Origin of the sequence: Mesorhizobium sp. M0833, assembly GCF_040319905.1 — a bacterium.
In the GTDB taxonomy this organism is placed as follows: Bacteria; Pseudomonadota; Alphaproteobacteria; order Rhizobiales; family Rhizobiaceae; genus Mesorhizobium.
Genome location: NZ_JAMYOQ010000001.1, coordinates 186,198 through 200,352, shown reverse-complemented (window position 1 = coordinate 200,352; position 14,155 = coordinate 186,198). Strand labels below are relative to the sequence as shown.

Annotated in this window: 13 protein-coding genes and 1 riboswitch; of the genes, 5 read left to right on the top strand and 8 right to left on the bottom strand. The window is 62.4% G+C overall.

Going from position 1 to position 14,155, the window contains the following annotated elements:
* The first annotated feature begins 75 nt into the window (after nt 1-75).
* Entirely contained in the window at nt 76-1,068 is a 993-nt protein-coding gene (gene araD1 / locus NKH98_RS00915) for an AraD1 family protein (protein ID WP_352475920.1), read from the top strand.
* 55 nt (nt 1,069-1,123) lie between these two features.
* Here the strand turns inward: araD1 and NKH98_RS00910 are convergent, their stop codons facing one another.
* Complete coding sequence (locus tag NKH98_RS00910) at nt 1,124-2,218, bottom strand: 2'-deoxycytidine 5'-triphosphate deaminase (RefSeq protein ID WP_352895959.1); 1,095 nt, start codon at nt 2,216-2,218, stop codon at nt 1,124-1,126.
* Nucleotides 2,219-2,353: 135 nt separating this feature from the next.
* Nucleotides 2,354-2,431, top strand: a riboswitch (SAM riboswitch).
* Between the two features lie 70 nt (nt 2,432-2,501).
* Here NKH98_RS00910 and NKH98_RS00905 point away from each other — a divergent pair.
* Nucleotides 2,502-3,692, top strand: a complete 1,191-nt coding sequence (locus NKH98_RS00905) for an O-succinylhomoserine sulfhydrylase (protein ID WP_254816333.1) — start codon at nt 2,502-2,504, stop codon at nt 3,690-3,692.
* 36 nt (nt 3,693-3,728) lie between these two features.
* Here the strand turns inward: NKH98_RS00905 and NKH98_RS00900 are convergent, their stop codons facing one another.
* Nucleotides 3,729-4,883, bottom strand: coding sequence for a ceramide glucosyltransferase (locus NKH98_RS00900; protein ID WP_352800520.1), 1,155 nt, complete (start codon nt 4,881-4,883; stop codon nt 3,729-3,731).
* A 221-nt stretch (nt 4,884-5,104) separates the two neighbouring features.
* On the opposite strand from NKH98_RS00900, the gene apaG reads away from it, so the two are divergent.
* Nucleotides 5,105-5,497: a Co2+/Mg2+ efflux facilitator ApaG/CorD gene (apaG, locus tag NKH98_RS00895; RefSeq protein WP_254816331.1), complete on the top strand. Its 393-nt coding sequence runs from the start codon at nt 5,105-5,107 to the stop codon at nt 5,495-5,497.
* A gap of 6 nt (nt 5,498-5,503) precedes the next feature.
* Here the strand turns inward: apaG and NKH98_RS00890 are convergent, their stop codons facing one another.
* The 3 genes from NKH98_RS00890 to NKH98_RS00880 all read right to left on the bottom strand — a co-directional run bounded on the left by NKH98_RS00890 (nt 5,504) and on the right by NKH98_RS00880 (nt 8,802).
* Nucleotides 5,504-6,514: an Hsp33 family molecular chaperone gene (locus NKH98_RS00890; RefSeq protein ID WP_352895957.1), complete on the bottom strand. Its 1,011-nt coding sequence runs from the start codon at nt 6,512-6,514 to the stop codon at nt 5,504-5,506.
* Nucleotides 6,515-6,676: 162 nt separating this feature from the next.
* Entirely contained in the window at nt 6,677-7,588 is a 912-nt protein-coding gene (gene argF, locus NKH98_RS00885) for an ornithine carbamoyltransferase (RefSeq protein WP_254816329.1), read from the bottom strand.
* 14 nt (nt 7,589-7,602) lie between these two features.
* Complete coding sequence (locus NKH98_RS00880; RefSeq protein WP_352895955.1) at nt 7,603-8,802, bottom strand: aspartate aminotransferase family protein; 1,200 nt, start codon at nt 8,800-8,802, stop codon at nt 7,603-7,605.
* Nucleotides 8,803-9,156: 354 nt separating this feature from the next.
* Between NKH98_RS00880 and NKH98_RS00875 the strand changes: the two genes are divergently transcribed.
* A complete protein-coding gene (locus tag NKH98_RS00875) occupies nt 9,157-9,681 on the top strand; it encodes a GcrA family cell cycle regulator (RefSeq protein WP_352475925.1) in 525 nt (174 codons plus the stop codon).
* A 118-nt stretch (nt 9,682-9,799) separates the two neighbouring features.
* Here the strand turns inward: NKH98_RS00875 and NKH98_RS00870 are convergent, their stop codons facing one another.
* From NKH98_RS00870 to NKH98_RS00860, 3 genes are all read right to left on the bottom strand, one after another.
* Nucleotides 9,800-10,807 (bottom strand): magnesium and cobalt transport protein CorA, encoded by a 1,008-nt coding sequence (locus tag NKH98_RS00870; protein WP_023677347.1) that lies wholly within the window; start codon nt 10,805-10,807, stop codon nt 9,800-9,802.
* 117 nt (nt 10,808-10,924) lie between these two features.
* Nucleotides 10,925-11,650 carry a phosphate signaling complex protein PhoU gene (gene phoU / locus NKH98_RS00865; RefSeq protein ID WP_352895953.1) on the bottom strand — a complete coding sequence of 242 codons (726 nt, stop codon included), beginning with the start codon at nt 11,648-11,650 and terminating at the stop codon, nt 10,925-10,927.
* A gap of 117 nt (nt 11,651-11,767) precedes the next feature.
* Nucleotides 11,768-13,033 carry a sensor histidine kinase gene (locus NKH98_RS00860; protein WP_352895950.1) on the bottom strand — a complete coding sequence of 422 codons (1,266 nt, stop codon included), beginning with the start codon at nt 13,031-13,033 and terminating at the stop codon, nt 11,768-11,770.
* A gap of 213 nt (nt 13,034-13,246) precedes the next feature.
* Here NKH98_RS00860 and ppk2 point away from each other — a divergent pair, with 213 nt between their 5' ends.
* Nucleotides 13,247-14,149, top strand: a complete 903-nt coding sequence (gene ppk2 / locus NKH98_RS00855; protein ID WP_352506183.1) for a polyphosphate kinase 2 — start codon at nt 13,247-13,249, stop codon at nt 14,147-14,149.
* The last annotated feature ends 6 nt before the right edge of the window (nt 14,150-14,155 follow it).

Below are 14,155 nucleotides of genomic sequence, written 5' to 3'. Positions count from 1 at the left end.
GACAACGGTCCGAGCCGCGCCGGGCAGGGTTTGCCAAGAAAGGCACGCCAAGCCCGCAATTCAGAGAGGGTTACCATGCTGATCTCACAGATCCTCGACGACGCCGAGACGATCCGCGTCGTTGCCCGCAACGGCGGCAAGACCCGCGTCATCAACGGCGCGCGCAGCGTCTATTCGCTGGCGATGGAAGCCGCGCGCACCGGCAGCGGGCTTGTCGCCCTGATCGAGCGCAAGGGCTTCGGCGAAACCATCGATCTGGACGCAGCCTACAAGAAGGGACGACTGCTGTCGCCGATCAACCATCCCGATCCGGCGCATCTCCATCTCACCGGCACCGGGCTGACGCATCTCGGCTCCGCCGCGACCCGCGATTCCATGCACAAGAAGCTCAGCACGGACGGCGAGGAACAGCTGACCGATTCCATGAAGATGTTCCGCATGGGGCTTGAGGGTGGCAAGCCGGCGAAGGGCCAGATCGGCGTGCAGCCGGAATGGTTCTACAAGGGCAACGGCACTATGGCGGTGGCGCCCGGTGCGGCGCTTGTGTCGCCGGCCTTCGCCCAGGATGCCGGCGAGGAGCCGGAAATCGCCGGTATCTATGTGATCGGCGACGACGGCGCCCCATTCCGCGTCGGCTTCACCCTGTCGAACGAGTTTTCCGACCACGTCACCGAGCGTGTGAACTATCTCTTCCTCGCCCATTCCAAGCTGCGTAACGCTTCGTTCGGCCCGGAGATCCTGATCGGCGACCTGCCGTCCGATATCCGCGGCGCTTCACGCATCCTGCGCGACGGCAAGCTGCTTTGGGAAAAGCCGTTCCTGTCGGGCGAGGCGAACATGTCGCACACCATTGGCAATCTCGAGCATCACCACTTCAAATACTCGGCCTTCCGCCAGCCGGGTGATGTGCATGTACACATGTTCGGCACGGCGACGCTGTCCTTCGCGGACGGCATCAGGACCGAGGCCGGTGACGTATTCGAAATCGAGGCGCAGGATTTCGGCCTGCCGCTGCGCAACCCGCTTGAAATCGAGCAGCCGGTGAAGGTGGCGGTGAAGGCGCTTTGAGGCGTCGATGACAGCGTGATCTCCCCCCTCGTGGGGGAGATTGGCAGTTCCAAACTCATCGCGCGGCGCGGAAATGCTTGGACAGTTTCAGGCCCTGCGCCTGATAGTTCGAGCCGAGATCTGTGCCGTAGAGCGCCTGCGGCCGTTTCAGCATGTGCTCGTAGACCAACCGTCCGACGATCTGGCCGTGGTCGAGGATGAACGGCACTTCGTGGCTACGCACCTCGAGCACCGCCCGGCTGCCGGTGCCGCCCGACGCCGAATGGCCGAAACCCGGGTCGAAGAAACCGGCATAATGGACGCGGAACTCGCCGACCAGCGGGTCGAAAGGCGTCATTTCGGCGGCGTAGAGTGGCGGCACATGGACCGCCTCGCGCGACACCAAGATGTAGAATTCGTCCGGATCGAGCACCAGCTCGCCGGCGCCGCTTTTGTAGAGCGGCTCCCAGAAATCGACGACATCCTGCGCGGCGCGCTTGTCGACGTCGACCAGGCCGGTGTGGTGCTTGCCGCGATAGCCGACCAGCCCGTCCTTGTCGCCGTCGAGATCGATCGACAGCGCGATTCCGCCGCCTGAGATGTTGGGTGGTTCGGTGGCGACCAACATTTCGGCGCGGTGCAACTCGTGCAGCTCGCTTTCCGACAAGAGCGCATTGCCGGTGCGGAACCTGATCTGCGACAGCCGCGAGCCGGTCCGCACGATGATCGGGAAAGTGCGCGGGCTGACCTCCAGATAGAGCGGGCCTTCATAGCCAGCGGCGATCTTGTCGAACTCGTGGCCACGGTCGGTCATTACGCGGGTGAAGATATCGAGCCGTCCGGTCGAGCTTTTCGGGTTGGCGGAGGCGGAAATATGGGCGGGCAGCGCCAGGCTTTCGAGCAGCGGCACGATGTAGACGCAGCCGGTTTCCAGCACCGCACCTTCGGCGAGGTTGATCTCGTGCAGCTTCAGCCGGTCGAGCTTGTCGACAACCCTGTGGTCCGGGCCGGGCAAGAAGGAAGCACGCACTCGCCAGGCCTTGTCGCCGAGCCTGAGGTCAAGGCTGGCCGGCTGGATCTGATCGGCATCGAGCATGCGCGGCGATTTCAGCGCGCCCGTCTGGAACAGCGCGGAAATATCCTGATCGGGAAGAATGCCTGTCTGCCGCAAGGGTCTGGCTCCGTTCGAACGCCGGGCGAGGTCTTGTTCTGTCGCAGGTCCGACCGTGGACGCCTTTGGCACCTGCTTGGTACAACCCTCTTAATCATGCCGGCAATTGACGCAAGCGTGGCGCGGGTCTAAAGCTCGTTATCCCGTGGTGATTTGGCCGGTCGGCTTGCAGCCACGTTAAACAAGTCGCTAAAGGACCGTCGGGCCGCAAGGCCATATGGACCGGTTGCGACTTTCGCGGCCGGTTTTTTGTTGTTTGGACCAATTTTGGTGTTTGGATGGAATGATGACCAAGAAGCGCGACTGGAAGCCTCAGACCGCACTCGTGCATGCCGGGACGCTGCGTTCCGGCTTCGGCGAGACCTCCGAGGCGATGTATCTCACCCAAGGCTATGTCTACGAGACGGCGCAAGCGGCGGAGGCCCGCTTCAAGGGCGAGGAGCCGGGCTTCATCTATTCGCGCTATGCCAATCCGACGGTCGACATGTTTGAGAAACGCATGTGCGCGCTGGAAGGAGCCGAGGACGCGCGCGCCACGGCATCCGGCATGGCGGCGGTGACGGCAGCACTGCTGTGTAGCGCCAAGGCGGGCGACCATATCGTGGCGGCGCGCGCGCTGTTCGGCTCCTGCCGCTGGGTGATCGAGACGCTGGCGCCGAAATACGGCATCGAGGCAACGCTGGTCGACGGCACCGACATCGCCAATTGGGAAAAGGCGGTCAAGCCAAACACCAAACTGTTTTTCCTGGAAAGCCCTACCAATCCAACGCTGGAGGTAGTCGACATTGCCGCCGTCGCGGCACTTGCCAATTCGATCGGCGCCAGGCTGATCGTCGACAATGTCTTCGCTACGCCCTTGCAGCAGAAACCGCTGCAACTCGGCGCCCACATCGTCGTCTATTCGGCCACGAAGCATATTGACGGCCAGGGGCGCTGTCTTGGCGGCATCGTTCTGTCGGACAAGAAATGGATCGACGAGAACCTGCATGACTATTTCCGCCACACCGGCCCAAGCCTCTCGCCCTTCAATGCCTGGACGCTGCTGAAAGGCCTGGAGACGCTGCCGCTACGCGTACGCCAGCAGACGGAAAGTGCCGGCCGCATCGCGGATTTCCTGGCCGAGCGCCCGCAAATCGCCCGCGTCATCTATCCCGGCCGCGCCGACCACCCGCAAGCGGCCGTGGTCAAGAAGCAGATGTCGGGCGGCTCGACGCTGATTTGCTTCGATGTGAAGGGCGGCAAGCAGGCGGCCTTTGCCTTCCAGAACACACTCGACGTCGTGCTGATTTCCAACAATCTCGGCGACGCCAAGAGCCTGATCACCCATCCGGCGACGACCACACACAAGAACTTGACTGATGAAGCCCGCGCCGAGCTCGGCATCGGACCGGGAACGCTCAGGCTGTCAGTCGGCCTTGAGGACGCCGACGACCTGCTCGAAGACATCGAGCAGGCACTGAGAGTTGCCGGATAAGGGCTGGCCGAACAGAGGCGAGCGGGGACGTGCCGATCAGGCGCCGGACGGGGTCTCTTCCAGCTCCGCGACGGTCTTTGTCTGGATAGTCATCACGTTGCCGCGCCAGTCGACGGCGCCGCTCAGCCATCCGCGCGCCCAAATGGCGGGAAGCATCAGGTCTCGTGCCATCATCGCCGGGATCGTGCGCGGCGACAGGTGCCATCTCTTGGCCGAGGCCAAGGCGCATTCCGGCAGGTAGGCCGCGACCAGCACGGCGATGGCGGTGGCCGGCAGGCTGACGCCGGCGTCAGCCGCCGCGATCAGCGCCAGCACCAGCGGCGGTGCCGCGCCGATCAGGATTTCGGGAGCAAAGAACAGTGCAAAGGTGACGCGGCGCAGCCGCGCCCAGCGCGCCTGCCGCGACCAGATCTCGCCAAGCGTGCGCCGGCCGAGCGGCTGTTCGAAGGGAGAGGCGACAAGATTGACCCGCAGTCCGAGCCCGTTGACCAGCTTGGTCGCGGCGGCGTCCTCGGCGATCTCGGCAGCAAGCGCGCGGATGCCGCCATTGGCATCGAGCATCGGCTTATTCCACAACATGCTCTTGCCCTGGGCGAAGCCGAGGCCGAGCGCCTCTCCAGCGTACTGCCAGCGTGCCTGCAGCGTGTTGAGAAAGGCGCATTCGACCTCCCCCCAGAAGCCGTCCGGCCGCGAGCCGATTGGCGTCGAGCAGACGAGGCCGGTGTCATGCCGCCACGCCGCCATCAGGTGCTGGACGTAGTCGCTCGGCATAAGCACATTGGAATCGGCAAGGATGACCCAGCGATAACGCGCCGCCTCCCAACCCTTCACGCAATTGTTGAGTTTTGGATTGCCGCTGATGCGGTCGTCACCGACCAGAAGGCGCGCGCGAATAGCTGGAAAGCGCGCCATTGCGGCAGTGATCGGCTTGACCACCGGGTCGTCGGCATGGGCGACACAGAAGATGAGTTCATAGCGCGGCCAGTCGAGTGAGAAGGCGCGCTCCAGCGTCTCTTCGGCAAACGGCTCGACGCCGCGCGCCGGGATGACGATCGATACCGGCGGCGCGTTGGCCGCCGGCGGTGCAATACTGGCTGGTCGCTTCAGCTTCTGCGAAGCTAACAGGATGCTGGCGAGATTTGAAAGAAGGAGGGCTATGGAAAGGAGGGCGGCTGCGAATGTCGGTTCCATCGAGATCTGGTCACTCCAGAAATGCCGGCCGCATGACAGCCGTTTTCAACAATTCGACAGAACGCTGAGTCGTCCGGCACAAGCCTGCACACCATCATTGTCACTCAAATGACATTGTTTTTCGGCACCTGCGCTTGAGATCGGGCAAGAAGATGCTGCGCATCGTTGACCAAACTGCGCTGAGCATCGAAAGTTCCATCTACATTGCTTTGGAGCAGTTTATGTACAGCGCCGTCACCCGCAACATCGAAGTGCAGGTCAGGCCGTTCTATCTGGAGGATCACTCCGATCCGCCGCAAAACCGCTATGTCTGGGGCTACCAGGTGACCATCGACAATCAGTCGGATGAGTTCGTGCAGCTTCTATCACGCTACTGGCACATTACCGACGGTACCGGCAAAGTCGAGGAAGTGCGCGGCCCCGGGGTCGTCGGCGAGCAACCCGGACTCAACCCCGGCGACAGCTATCAGTATACGTCCGGATGCCCGCTCTCGACCCCGTCCGGCATCATGGTCGGGCACTACACAATGCGCAACAAGCGGGGCGAGACGTTCGACGTCGCCATCCCCGCCTTCTCGCTCGATTTGCCGGGCACGCGGCGCACCGTCAATTGACCGCCGTCATCCAGCCGCTGCAAACTCCGCCGGGTCGAAGTCATATTGCTTCGAGCAGAATTCGCAGGCGACGTGAATGCTGCCATCCTCGCTGCTGTCCCTGATCTCCTCGGCGGAAAAGCCTTCGAGAATGCCGCGGATCTTCTCCCTCGAGCATGAGCACTGGTCGGCGACCGGCACGCTGCCGAACACGCGGACGCCATGCTCGTGGAAAAGCCGGTAAAGCAGCCGTTCGGCGCCGATCGTCGGATCGATCAGCTCGGTCGGTTCAATGGTGCCAAGCAGCGCCAGCAGCTCCTGCCAGGAATTGTCGGTCGGGTCGTGGATTTCCTCACGCGGATCGCCGTCGCCCCCGGGAAGGTCGGGTACGCGCATACGCTCCGCCGACTGCGGCAGGAATTGTGCCAGCAGGCCACCGGCCCGCCATTGCTCGCGGGCACCGCCGACGCCGGGCGTCAGAAGCTTGGCAACCGAAAGGCGGAGGTCGGTCGGAATCTGCTCCGACTGGCGGAAATAGGTGCGTGCGGCATCTTCAAGTGTGACGCCGTCGAGCTGGACGATGCCCTGGTAGCGCTGCGTGTGAGCGCCCTGGTCGATGGTCAGCGCCAGGACACCGCTGCCGATCAGCGTCTGCGGTGACGTCTCGCCGGCCGAAGTCAAAGCCTGCAGCCGGTCGGCATCGAAGCGGGCATACGCGCGCAGCGCGTGCGGCGTGGAGAAATCGGCGACCAGCATGTCGACCGGCCCATCGGTGCGGGTCTGCAGAATGAACTTGCCCTCGAATTTCAGCGAAGTTCCGAGCAGTACCGTCAGCACACAGGCTTCGGCCAGGAGCCGGGCGACCGGCTCGGGATAGTCGTGGCGGCTGAGAATGGCGTCGAGCATCGGCCCGAGCTGGACGGTGCGGCCGCGCACGTCGAGCGGGCCGACCTCGAACGGCACGACATGATCGTCGCCGGCGTAGCCGAATTCGCCGAGCTTGGGTTTATGTTCAGCCAATTGATGAGTTTCCAACATGACAAAGCTCCGGGGCGCGGCGATGCCGCCCTCCGGGGCGCATGCGACGAGACGCGCTCGATTTGCGTGATGCGCCTGAGATAGGCACCACCCATTCCCGGATCAAGGCGGCCCGGATCAAGGCGGCGCAGATCAGGCCGGCCCGGATCATCGCGGCCCGTATCAAGCGCCCAGGCACCAGGCCAGGACCGCCTTCTGGGCATGGAGCCGGTTCTCGGCCTCATCGAACACCACAGAATGCGGTCCGTCGATGACCTCGTCGGTAACCTCCTCACCGCGATGCGCCGGCAGACAGTGCATGAACAGCGCGTCCGGCTTGGCTTTCGCCATCAGTGCCGCATTGACCTGATAGGGCAGGAAGACATTGTGGCCGCGGGCACGGTGCTCCTGGCCCATCGACACCCAGCAGTCGGTGACGATGCAGTCGGCCTCGTGAACGGCCTCCTCGGGCGAGCGGGTGAATTTCAGCTTGCCGCCATTGGCTTTCGACCAGTCGACATGCTTCTGAGCCGGTTCGCTGCCCTCGGGCACGGCGACGTTCAGCTTGAAATGGAACCGCGCAGATGCCTCCAGGAGCGAATGCAGCACGTTGTTGCCGTCGCCGGTCCAGGCGATCGTCTTGCCGGCCACCGGACCGCGGTGCTCTTCGAAGGTCATGATGTCGGCCATCAGCTGGCAGGGATGGGTCTCGTCGGTCAGCCCGTTGATGACGGGGACCGTAGCGTTTTCCGTCAGTTCCAACAGCCGGTCATGCGAGGTGGTGCGGATCATGATGGCATCGACATAGCGCGACAGCACCTTGGCCGTGTCGGCAATGGTCTCCGAGCGGCCAAGCTGCATCTCGGTGCCGGTCAGCATGATCGTCTCGCCACCCAACTGCCGCATGCCGACGTCGAACGATACGCGCGTGCGCGTCGACGGCTTGTCGAAGATCATCGCCAGCACCTTGCCCTCGAGCGGCTTGCTGCGTTCTCCGGCCTTGAGCCTTGCCTTTCGCACAGCTGCGTCGTCGAGCATGAAGCGCAGATCGCCTTCGGAAACGGCAGAAAGATCAGTAAAATGGCGAAGGGACATCAGGAATTCCAGGATTACTTCGCAGCGGCAGCGACGATGGCATCCGCCAGGCTCTTGGCGCCGGCACGAATGCGCTCGAGCGCCTCGTGGATCTCGGCGTCGGTCACGGTGAGAGGCGGCAGCAGGCGGATAACGTTGTCGCCGGCCGGAACCGTCAAGAGATGCTGGTCACGCAGTGCCACCGTGACCTTGGTGTTGGGCATCGCGCATTTAAGCCCAAGCATCAGGCCGGTGCCCCTGATGCTTTCGATAACATCCGGAAATTCGTCGGCGACACCGGCAAGCCCCTGCTTCAACAGCAGCGCCTTGCGCCGGACGTCCTCGAGAAAGCCGTCTTCCAGCACCACGTCGAGCACGGCGTTGCCGACCGCCATCGCCAGCGGATTGCCGCCGAAGGTGGTGCCGTGCACGCCGGCGGTCATGGCGACCGCCGCCTCGTCGGTGGCGAGGCAGGCACCCATCGGGAAGCCGCCGCCGATGCCCTTGGCCACCGCCATCAGGTCGGGGGTGACGCCCGCCCATTCATGCGCGAACAGCTTTCCGGTGCGGCCGACGCCGCATTGGACCTCGTCGAAAATCAGAAGCAGTCCGTGCTGATCGCAGAGCTGCCTGAGCCGCTTCAGCGATTGCGTCGGCACTTGCCTGATGCCGCCCTCGCCTTGCACCGGCTCGATCAGGATCGCCGCGGTTTCAGGCGTGATCGCCTTTTCGGCCGCATCCACATCGTCGAAGCCGACCTGGTCGAAGCCGTCGACCTTGGGGCCGAAACCTTCCAGGTATTTGTACTGGCCCCCGGCGGCGATGGTCGCCAGGGTACGGCCGTGGAAGGCGCCTTCGAAGGTGATTGTGCGGTATCGCTCGGGATGGCCTTTGACGAAGTGGTAGCGCCGCGCCGTCTTGATGGCGCATTCGAGCGCCTCTGCGCCGGAATTGGTGAAGAACACCTTGTCGGCGAAGCTGGCGTCGGCCAGCCGCTCGCCGAGCCGGCTCTGTCCCGGAATCTCGTACAGATTGGAGACGTGCCAGAGCTTGGCGGCCTGCTCGGTGAGGGCCGCGACCAAATGCGGATGGCTGTAGCCCAATGAATTGACGGCGATCCCGCCGGCGAAATCGAGATATCGCTCGCCCTTATCGGTGACCAGCCAGGTGCCTTCACCGTGGTCGAAAGCCAGGGGTGCGCGAACAAAGGTCTCGAAAAGCGCCGAACCGCTCATTATATGCGTCTCCGGAACCGGAAAATCAAAAAGCCGCCAAAGCGGCGGCCCTTGTGGCTTATCGTGTTTTTCGGCCGTGAAGTCAACGAAAAGGTCGCGCAAGGACGTGCGGCAAGCCCTCCAGCATAACGCCGGCTCATAAGCGACCGGGCAAGTTGGGGAAAACCGAAAAAACCGATTCGTGTTGGCCTTGGGACTCTTGTCACCGAGTCAGCGCATAAGGTAATTGTAGTAGAGAAATAACTAGATTTCGTGCGGCGGACCTAATCACCCGATATATGTGGTGTCTGCCCGGCAGAAGCCGGGTCGGGAATGGATTCCGATTGCCGCACGTTTCAGCAGGAGCGCGGTCTCATGAACTGGACTGACGAGCGAGTCGAACTTCTCAGAAAATTGTGGTCGGAGGGCCTCAGCGCCAGCCAGATCGCCGCACAGCTTGGCGGGGTCAGCCGCAATGCTGTCATCGGCAAAGTGCACCGGCTGAAACTGTCCGGTCGCGGACGTACGACCGCCTCACCGGCACGCCAGAAGAAGACGGTACAGGGATCGACGATCCAGAAATCGGTGTCCCGGGCAGCAAGCGCCACGCGCCATGCCACCACGTCGATGTCGATCGGTGCGACCGCGCTCAAGGCGCAGTTCGATGCCGAACCGGTAGCGCGCCACTATATCCGCCCGGTCGAGAACGTCGTCGTGCCGATCTCGCGGCATCTGCAACTCGTCGAGCTGAACGAGCGCACCTGCAAATGGCCGAATGGCGATCCGCTTTCGGAAGATTTCCATTTCTGCGGCAACGACGCCGCCGAAACCGGCCCCTACTGCAAGTACCACGCCCGCGTGGCGTTTCAGCCAGCATCGGAGCGGCGGCGGCATAGATAGGCGATAGGCAGTGGGGAGTAGGCAGTAGGGGAAGATAGCGCTTCACAAGGGGTCGTTTCGCCAACAACCCACTTCCGTATTGCCTATTCCCTACTGGCTACTGCCTATTCCCTTACCCTTACAGCCACCCATTCTTGCGAAACCGCCAGTAAAGAAACGTGCAGATCAGGGCAATTGCCGCCAGGACGGCCGGGTAGCCATATTCCATCCTCAGTTCCGGCATGTCGCTGAAATTCATGCCGTAAATGCCGGCGAATGCCGTGGGCACGGCCAAGATGGCCGCCCATGAGGCAAGCTTCTTGGAAATCGCCGTCTCCTGGCTTTGACCGACCAGAAGGCTCGCCTCGAAGGCGAAAGCGAGAACCTCACGCAGGCTGTCGATCTTTTCCTGGACAGTGCGGATATGGTCGGTGACGTCGCGAAACAGCGGATGCATGGCTGTGTGGATTTGCGGCAGATCGGCGCTGGTCAGCCGCCGGCAGACCTCCACCAGCGGCAGAGCAGCGTTGCGCAGGCGCAAGAGATCGCGGCGCAGCATGTAAAGCCGCTCGATATCGGAGCCGGTCATCGGTTTCAGCAGAACCTTGTCCTCGATCGCCTCGACCTCGTTTTCGATCTGCTCGAGCACGGGCATGTAGTTGTCGACGATGAAATCGAGAATGGCGTAGAGGACGAAATCCTCGCCCTTGGCGAGGGAATGCGGACAGCTTTCCCAGTGCTGGCGAACGGCAGCGTAGGAGGTCGACGGGCCATGCCTGACGCTGACGATATAGCCGGCGCCGACGAACAGATGCGTCTCGCCGAAGGTGACACGGCTGTCGATCAACTGCGCCGTGCGGGCAACGATGAACAGGGCATCGCCATATTGCTCGATCTTCGGCCGTTGGTGCGGATGCTCGGCGTCCTCGATCGCCAGCTCATGCAGATGAAATTGCGCCTGGACGCGCAGTAACAAATTGCGGTCGGGCTCCAGCAGTCCGATCCAGACCACGTGGCCCGGCTTCCCGGCCCATTCGCCGGCTTCCTCGATCGGAATGTCGGCGATGCGCCGCCCAGCCGTATAGACGCCGCAAGCGATTATACCCGACATCGGCGGCGCAGGAGCAAACTCGCGGACATATTCCATCGCAGCCTCCTGGAGGCGGGGCCTTCATCGCGGAACTGAGAAGTCAGCGCGTCGAAAGCTTAGCGCAATTTTCTGTCAGGTGGCGAATCCGAAATTCGCATTAGTATCGAGAGACACTCATTTCGCTGGTTGCGTTGCGTGAAGAATAATCCTGTCCGTCTTGTCGCCCTTCGGACGATCGGCCGGCATCTGGTCGCCGGTGACGATATAGTAGATCGTCTCGGCGATGTTGGTGGCGTGGTCGCCGATGCGCTCGATGTTCTTGGCGCAAAACAGGAGATGCGTGCAGGGCGTGATGTTGCGTGGGTCTTCCATCATGTAAGTCAGCAACTCGCGAAACAGCGAGGTGTACATGGCATCGATCTGGTCGTCGCGGTCGCGCACGAAACCGATTTTTTCCACTGACCGCGATGCGTAGACGTCGAGTACTTCCTTGAGCTGTGTCAGCGCCAGATTAGCCAAAGCCTCGAGGCCACGGAACAGGCTGCTCGGCTGGCGCCCATCAGCGACAGCAACCACTCGCTTGGCGACGTTCTTGCCGAGGTCGCCTACCCGTTCGAGGTCCGCCGAGATGCGGATCGCACCGACGATCTCGCGCAGATCCGTCGCCATCGGCTGGCGCTTGGCGATGATGATGATCGCCTTATCGTCGATCTCGCGCTGCCCCTCATCCAGAACCAGGTCGTCTCGAATGACTTTCTGGGCAAGTCCCGGATCCGCATTGACCAGTGCCGCGACGGCCTGCTCGACCATGCGCTCGGCATGCCCGCCCATCGCCGCGATGCGCTTCGACAGATATTTCAGCTCCTCGTCATAGGCGCTGACGATGTGCACGGACTGCATGGACCAAATGCCTTCCCGGGATCTTGTGGTTGAGTCGCTCCCTCGAATCCCCGCTAATACGCTAGCCGGATGACAGAAAAAAGAAACGGCCCATCATGGGCTAGAGATAGTACTGCGTCAGCGAGCCGGCAAATGGACGGTGAACGCCGCACCCTTGCCGACTTCCGACCAGATGGAGAGCCTGGCGTTGTGCCGGGTCAGGATATGCTTGACGATGGACAGGCCAAGGCCGGTGCCCTTCTGGGTCCGGCTGTTCTCGACGTCGACGCGGTAGAAGCGCTCGGTGATGCGCGGGATGTGTTCTTCGGGAATGCCGGGGCCGAAATCCCTGATAGTGACGTCGATCCCCGGTTCGGTATCGCTGTCGCTGCGCGCGATCGACACCACGACGCGTCCGCCCGATTGACCATATTTGCAGGCGTTTTCCAGCAGGTTTTCGAAGACCTGGAAAAGCTCGTCCCGATCGCCAGGCACGGCGAGGGGCCCTTCCGCGAAATCACGCTCGATGACGACGCCGTTTTCCTTGGCGAGCGGCCCAAGCGAATCGATGACGCTGTCGATGGCCTGGCGCAGATCGACCTCGGTTCCCAGCTTGAGATAGGGCTTCATCTCCAGCCGTGACAGCGACAGAAGGTCGTCGATGAGGCGCGCCATGCGGCTGGTCTGGTTCTGCATGATCTGCAGGAACTGCTCGCGTGCCGCAGGGTCGTTGCGGGCCGGCCCGCGCAGCGTCTCGATGAAGCCGGCAATCGAGGCGAGAGGCGTGCGTAGCTCGTGGCTGGCATTGGCAATGAAGTCGGCGCGCATTCTGTCGATCCGGCGCGCTTCGCTCTGGTCCTTGAACACCAGCACGTAGAGATCCGTGGCGTGACCGACAGAAGACGCGCTCACCCGATAGGCTCGTTCGACCGGCAGCCTTTCAACATAGTCGACGCTGTCCGAGGCGACGTTGCCTGCCAAGATGTTATCCAGCAAGGACTGCATTTCCGGCGCGCGGAATTTCAGCGACAGCGACATGCCGGGGGCAATCCCGCCAAAGGCTGCAAAGGCGGCGGCGTTGGCATGGACGATGGCGGCGGAACGATCGAAAATGATCAGCGGATCGGCAACCGCTGCCGCGAGATATTCGCCGGAAAGTTGTTGCAAGCCGCTCGCCTCGACGGCCGCGGCATTTTCGGTCGATTGACGGGCGACGCCGGCCGGCAGTATTGCCGCGGCAACCAGCACGGCGCCTGCCAGCAGCACCACATAGCCAGACATGCCGGCAAAACCATAAACGATCAGAACCGCAACGAAGCCGGCCGCTAGTAGCCAGCGGCTGTTCCACAGCCGCATGGCGACGGCTTGCGCCCTGCCTTTCCGCTCTGTGCCGATATCGGCCATTTGCGCTCCGTCGCCTGCGCTCCGTGTGCGGCCAACGCTCAATAACTTCCTGCTGGACCGACGCTAGAGCGCCGTGCGTCCAATTGGGCGCACAAAGGACGCTCTACCGCATTATCTGCTGCATCGTTCTTTCCGAAAATCGATTCCGATTTTCGGGCCGATGCCGTAAGGCTTCCAATAGCATGAGTCCGGAGGCTGGAAAGGTTCGTCTCGATGAAAAACGCCAAGGAAAGCCCCACTGCAGCTTCATCGGGGCCGCTGAAGATCATGATCTACGGCAAGGAGCGGGAGTTCGACATCGAGGCTCCGACGCTTCCCGACTGGATCGAGGACCGCAAGCTCACCGCCGGCGGCTACCCTTACGACAAGAAAATGAAGGGCGAGGAGTATGACGAGAGGTTAGAGAAGCTGCAGATCGAGCTGGTCAAGGCGCAGGCGTGGCTGCAGTCGACAGGCAAGCGGGTAATGTCGCTGTTTGAGGGGCGCGACGCTGCCGGCAAGGGCGGCACGATCTTCGTTTTGCGCCAGTATCTGAACCCTCGCACGGCGCGCAACGTGGCGCTGACCAAGCCAACACCCACCGAGCTTGGACAATGGTACTTCCAGCGTTACGTCGACCACTTCCCGACGTCGGGCGAATTCGTCACCTTCGACCGCTCCTGGTACAACCGCGCCGGTGTTGAACCGGTGATGGGATTCTGCACGCCCGAGCAGCACGAGCAATTTCTGGACGAGGTTCCGCATTTCGAGCGGATGATCCGCAACGAAGGCATCCATTTCTTCAAATTCTGGCTGAACATCGGCCGGGAAACACAGCTCGAGCGGTTCCACGACCGTCGCTGGAGCCCGCTGAAGAGCTGGAAGTTTTCGCCGATCGACATCGCCGGCATCACCAAATGGGACGACTACACCAAGGCGCGCGACCTGATGGTGGAACGCACGCACAAGGAGTTCGCGCCCTGGATCATTGTGCGGGCGAACGACAAGCGGCGCGCGCGGCTGGCCGTCATGCAGCGCATTCTCCTGTCGCTTCCCTATGACGGCCGCGATCTCGACGTCATCGGTAAGGTGGACAAGAAGATCATCGGCGAAGGGCCGACTTTCCTCGAAAAATAAGCTCAC

Excerpts from the sequence above, each read along its gene's own strand:
- apaG (WP_254816331.1), top strand. The coding sequence starts at position 5,105 with ATGTACAGCGCCGTCACCCGCAACATCGAAGTGCAGGTCAGGCCGTTC.
- NKH98_RS00870 (WP_023677347.1), bottom strand. The coding sequence starts at position 10,807 with ATGGAATATGTCCGCGAGTTTGCTCCTGCGCCGCCGATGTCGGGTATA.
- ppk2 (WP_352506183.1), top strand. The coding sequence starts at position 13,247 with ATGAAAAACGCCAAGGAAAGCCCCACTGCAGCTTCATCGGGGCCGCTG.
- NKH98_RS00860 (WP_352895950.1), bottom strand. The coding sequence starts at position 13,033 with ATGGCCGATATCGGCACAGAGCGGAAAGGCAGGGCGCAAGCCGTCGCC.
- NKH98_RS00905 (WP_254816333.1), top strand. The coding sequence starts at position 2,502 with ATGATGACCAAGAAGCGCGACTGGAAGCCTCAGACCGCACTCGTGCAT.
- NKH98_RS00890 (WP_352895957.1), bottom strand. The coding sequence starts at position 6,514 with ATGTTGGAAACTCATCAATTGGCTGAACATAAACCCAAGCTCGGCGAA.
- araD1 (WP_352475920.1), top strand. The coding sequence starts at position 76 with ATGCTGATCTCACAGATCCTCGACGACGCCGAGACGATCCGCGTCGTT.
- NKH98_RS00880 (WP_352895955.1), bottom strand. The coding sequence starts at position 8,802 with ATGAGCGGTTCGGCGCTTTTCGAGACCTTTGTTCGCGCACCCCTGGCT.
- NKH98_RS00900 (WP_352800520.1), bottom strand. The coding sequence starts at position 4,883 with ATGGAACCGACATTCGCAGCCGCCCTCCTTTCCATAGCCCTCCTTCTT.
- NKH98_RS00875 (WP_352475925.1), top strand. The coding sequence starts at position 9,157 with ATGAACTGGACTGACGAGCGAGTCGAACTTCTCAGAAAATTGTGGTCG.
- phoU (WP_352895953.1), bottom strand. The coding sequence starts at position 11,650 with ATGCAGTCCGTGCACATCGTCAGCGCCTATGACGAGGAGCTGAAATAT.
- argF (WP_254816329.1), bottom strand. The coding sequence starts at position 7,588 with ATGTCCCTTCGCCATTTTACTGATCTTTCTGCCGTTTCCGAAGGCGAT.